4 protein-coding genes and 1 riboswitch are annotated in these 4,180 nt (G+C 29.5%); all 4 genes read left to right on the top strand.

Annotated elements, in window-relative coordinates; translation table 11 throughout:
- Positions 1-374, top strand: a 374-nt coding sequence (locus ACRC28_RS01175) for a BlaI/MecI/CopY family transcriptional regulator (RefSeq protein WP_438541624.1), incomplete at its 5' end; no start/stop codon positions are given.
- 2 nt (positions 375-376) lie between these two features.
- Positions 377-1,870 (top strand): M56 family metallopeptidase, encoded by a 1,494-nt coding sequence (locus tag ACRC28_RS01180; RefSeq protein ID WP_438541625.1) that lies wholly within the window; start codon positions 377-379, stop codon positions 1,868-1,870.
- 38 nt (positions 1,871-1,908) lie between these two features.
- Positions 1,909-2,010: riboswitch (purine riboswitch) on the top strand.
- Between the two features lie 123 nt (positions 2,011-2,133).
- Positions 2,134-3,474, top strand: coding sequence for a uracil-xanthine permease family protein (locus ACRC28_RS01185; protein ID WP_438541626.1), 1,341 nt, complete (start codon positions 2,134-2,136; stop codon positions 3,472-3,474).
- On the top strand, positions 3,455-4,024 hold the full coding sequence (locus tag ACRC28_RS01190; protein WP_438541627.1) for a xanthine phosphoribosyltransferase: 570 nt from the start codon (positions 3,455-3,457) through the stop codon (positions 4,022-4,024). The genes ACRC28_RS01185 and ACRC28_RS01190 overlap by 20 nt, the downstream gene beginning before the upstream one ends.
- Positions 4,025-4,180 lie beyond the last annotated feature (156 nt).

Genomic DNA, 4,180 nt, shown 5'->3' on the forward strand with positions numbered 1-4,180 from the left:
AGGAGAAAAAGATGAAAGAATTAAAGCTTGCAGAAACAGAAATGAAGTTTGCAGAAATAATTTGGGAGAGAGAGCCTATTCAGTCAGGAGAACTTGTTAAAGTATGTGAAGAAAAACTAGAGTGGAAGAAATCAACCACATATACAGTGCTGAAAAAGGTATGTAACAAAGGGATATTTAAAAATGAAAACTCTATTGTGTCAGCAGTAATGACAAAGGATGAATTTTTAAGTAAAAGAGGAGAAGAGTTTATCCATGAAGCTTTTGGAGGTTCATTATTTAAATTTTTAACTTCATTTGTGGAAAGAAAAAAATTAAGTGAGGATGAAAGACGTGAGATTAAAGAGATGATAGATAATTATAAGGAGGATTAACTATGGTTTGGGTATTTGGAGAGGTATTAGAGCTTAGCATTATTTGTTCCTATATAATAGTATTTTTAATAATTGTGAGAGGTCTTTTAAAGAAAGCACCTAAAGTATTTTCTTATGGACTATGGTTTATACTTTTAATAAAAATATTTATACCAATAAATATAAGCAGTCCTTTAGGGATAATGGAAAAAGATAAAGGAATGTTAATCGTTGAAGGTAGGGATGTTATAGGAGAGATTATTAGATTAGAAAGTTATAGTGAATCTTTATCTATAAGTGGAATGAGTGTAATTTCAGTAGTATGGGCGATAATTGGAATAGGGATATTTCTATTTATTATATGCTCTATGTTTAAAGTAAAAAGAGCATTGAAAGATTCAATATATGAAAGAGAAAATATTTATAAATCAGAAAAAATAAAAACAGCCTTTGTTTTTGGAGTAATAAAGCCTAAAATATATTTGCCAAAAGGACTTTCAAGTGAAGAAGAAAAATATATAATAGCTCATGAAAAAATTCATATAAAAAGGCTTGATTATTTAGTTAAAGCCATTTGGTATGGACTTCTTTCTATAAATTGGTTTAATCCTTTGTTTTGGCTAGCATTTAATTTAATGACTAAGGATATGGAATCTTCTTGTGATGAAAAAGTAATAAAAGATATGGGGATAGGAATAAAGAAAGACTATTCAAACCTTCTTTTAAATTTAAGTAACGATGAAGATATGGCGATAATTAAACCCATAGGCTTTGGATATAATGAAGTAAGAGAAAGAGTAGGAAATATTTTAAATTATAAAAAACCTAAAAAGATAATAATAGGAATGGGGATTTTAGTAATATTTATTACAGGAGTAGCCTTTTTAACTAATAAAGAAAATAAAGAAATTGAAATCAGAGCTAAAGTTGAGGCGGATAAGCTTTTAGAAGATAAAAATACAAATTTAGAAAAGAAATATAAAAATCCAACTATAATTAATGATTATGAACACAAAAGTAATGATGAAATAGAAAATTTAGTTTATGAAACAGCAATTAAAAGAAGTTATAAATATTATGAAGGTGAATTTACTATATTAGCAATCCAAATGAATGGGGTATATAAAGAAGATGATAAGATAAAGGTATTTGCAACTATTTTTTCAACAGGATATGTTTTAGAAAATAAAAAACTTCATGAGGAAAATGGAAGTTCAATGCCAACAGCTATAACTTATAAAGACAATAAAGATGGAACATATACAGTAGAGAAGTATGAAGAAACATTAGATGGAGCTTTATTTGCACCTTCAATAGAAGAGTATTGTATAATGCCTGTTTCAGGGAAAAAAATAAAAGGGTTAGACAAAAAAATAATAGATAATTATAGTAGTGAAGAATTAATTAAATTAGAAAGAGAACACCTTATAAAACACCTAAATGAAAACGGTGAGCATGGAGTCTCTCTTGGAGAATATAATGATGATTTAGTTTTAGAATATAACAAAATAAATTAAGAAATATATGTAATAATGTAAAAAAGTGTGATATACTAAGAAAAAAATATATGGAAACTCGTATATACTCGGTAATTTGGTCCGAAAGTTTCTACCTGCTAACCGTGAATTAGCAGACTACGAGGTAAGATTTTTAAGTATAGACTTTTATTATATTTAAACATACCTCAGATTAGCTTTTAATTTGAGGTATCTTTTTTTATAAATAATATTTCATTTAATATCTTCCTTGTAGAATACATATACAATAGGGGGATTTGAGAATGGAGAAGAAAAATAAAAATGGGCTTGTTTATGAAATTAATGATAAGCCAAGTATAGGGGTACAAATACTTTTAGGATTTCAAAATATTTTTGCAGCCTTTGGAGGGATAATTGCAGTTCCACTTGTTATTTCAACAGCACTTGGCTTTGATGGAGCTACATCAACAGCAGTTTTAGCTGCATCAATATTAGCATCAGGAGTAGCTACTATAATTCAATCAAAAGGAATGGGACGAGTTGGAGCAAAGGTTCCTTGTATAATGGGGACAGACTTTACTTTTGTAGCACCATCTATAGCAGTTGGTTCAGTTGCAGGACTTCCGGGAATTATTGGAGCAACAATCCTAGGGTCAGTTGTAGAGCTTTTTTCAAGCTTTTTTATAAAGCCTTTAATGAAGCTTTTTCCACCAATAGTTACAGGAACTGTTGTATGTTTAATTGGACTGACATTACTTCCAGTATCTATGGATTGGGCAGCAGGTGGAGTTGGATCTTCTGATTATGGAAGTCTTAGAAATCTTTCTATAGCAATGTTTGTATTAGTAGTAACATTACTTTTAAACAGATATGGAAAAGGAATGCTTAGTACTGCATCAATTCTTATAGGAATGGCAGTTGGATATATAATTTGTATTCCACTTGAAATGATTGATTTTACATTAGTAAAAGAATCTAGCTTTTTTGCATTTCCACAAATATTTGGGTATGGAGTAACATTTGACATAAAATATTTACTTCCATTTATCCCAGCATATTTTGTAACAACTATTGAAACTGTTGGATGTCTTTCATCTGTATGTGAAGTTTCAGATGTTAAAGCAACTGATAAGGTTATAGGTGGTGGAGTTTTAGCAGATGGTGTAGGAAGTGCTTTTGCAGGAGTAGTTGGAGCTTTCCCTAACACAACCTTTAGCCAAAATGTTGGACTTATTCCTTTAACAAGAAATGCAAGTAGAAGTGTGGCTATAATGGCAGGAATACTTTTAGTATGTCTTGGATTTATGCCAAAGTTTGCAGCAATAATAAACGTTATGCCACAACCAGTTTTAGGTGGTGCAGGAATTGTAATGTTTGGAACAATAGTAGCAGCAGGAATTAAAACTCTTGGAAGAGTAAAAATGAATAATAGAAATCTTTTAATTATAGCAACAGCAATTGGACTTGGACTTGGAGTTACATTTAGACCAGAATTTATATCACAATTACCAGAAGGGTTAAAAATGATATTTTCATCAGGAATATCAACAGGAACAATAGTTGCATTAATTTTAAATAAAGTTCTTATAGAAGAAAAAGAAGAAAAGATAGAGGTGTTAGAAAATGAAAAAATTGCAGTCTAAAATTTTAAAAGAAGGAAGAGCACTAAGTGAAAATATATTAAAGGTAGATTCTTTCTTAAACCATGGTGTAGATGCAAAACTTATGGAAGAAATAGGAGAAGAGTTTAAAGAATACTTTAAAGATAAAGGAATAACAAGAATATTTACAATAGAAAGTTCAGGAATAGCACCAACAGTTATGACTGCACTTAAAATGAATTTACCTATGGTAACTTTAAAAAAACAAACTTCAAAAATTTTGAATGATGAAGTATACCAAACAACAGTACACTCATTTACAAAAGGATTAGACTATGAGCTAACATTATCAAAAAAATATATAGATAAAGAAGATAAAGTTTTAATAATAGACGATTTTTTAGCAAATGGAGAAGCAGCACTTGGAGCAATAAGACTTGTAGAAGAAGCTGGAGCAAGGGTTTCAGGAATTGGAATAGTTATAGAAAAATCATTTCAACCAGGAAGAAAGTTATTAGAAGATAAAGGATATGAAATATATTCTTTAGCTAGAATTAAAAGACTTTCGGAAGGGGTTATAGAATTTATTTAATAAAATTAAGAAGTAAGGGGGCTGTCGCACTAAAAAGTAGTGCACAGTTCCTTTTTTATACAAAAAAACAAATCCCTAACTTCGAAAAAGTTAGGGATTCTGATAAAATGTTTGTATGCTTAAAACCAACATTTTACTTAAAGATTATACTATCAA

It is taken from the genome of Clostridium sp. (assembly GCF_051650885.1).
GTDB lineage: Bacteria > Bacillota > Clostridia > Clostridiales > Clostridiaceae > Clostridium.

What these genes read in the sequence shown, in the direction of transcription:
- ACRC28_RS01185 (WP_438541626.1), top strand. Translation starts at nt 2,134, where the DNA reads ATGGAGAAGAAAAATAAAAATGGGCTTGTTTATGAAATTAATGATAAG.
- ACRC28_RS01190 (WP_438541627.1), top strand. Translation starts at nt 3,455, where the DNA reads ATGAAAAAATTGCAGTCTAAAATTTTAAAAGAAGGAAGAGCACTAAGT.
- ACRC28_RS01180 (WP_438541625.1), top strand. Translation starts at nt 377, where the DNA reads ATGGTTTGGGTATTTGGAGAGGTATTAGAGCTTAGCATTATTTGTTCC.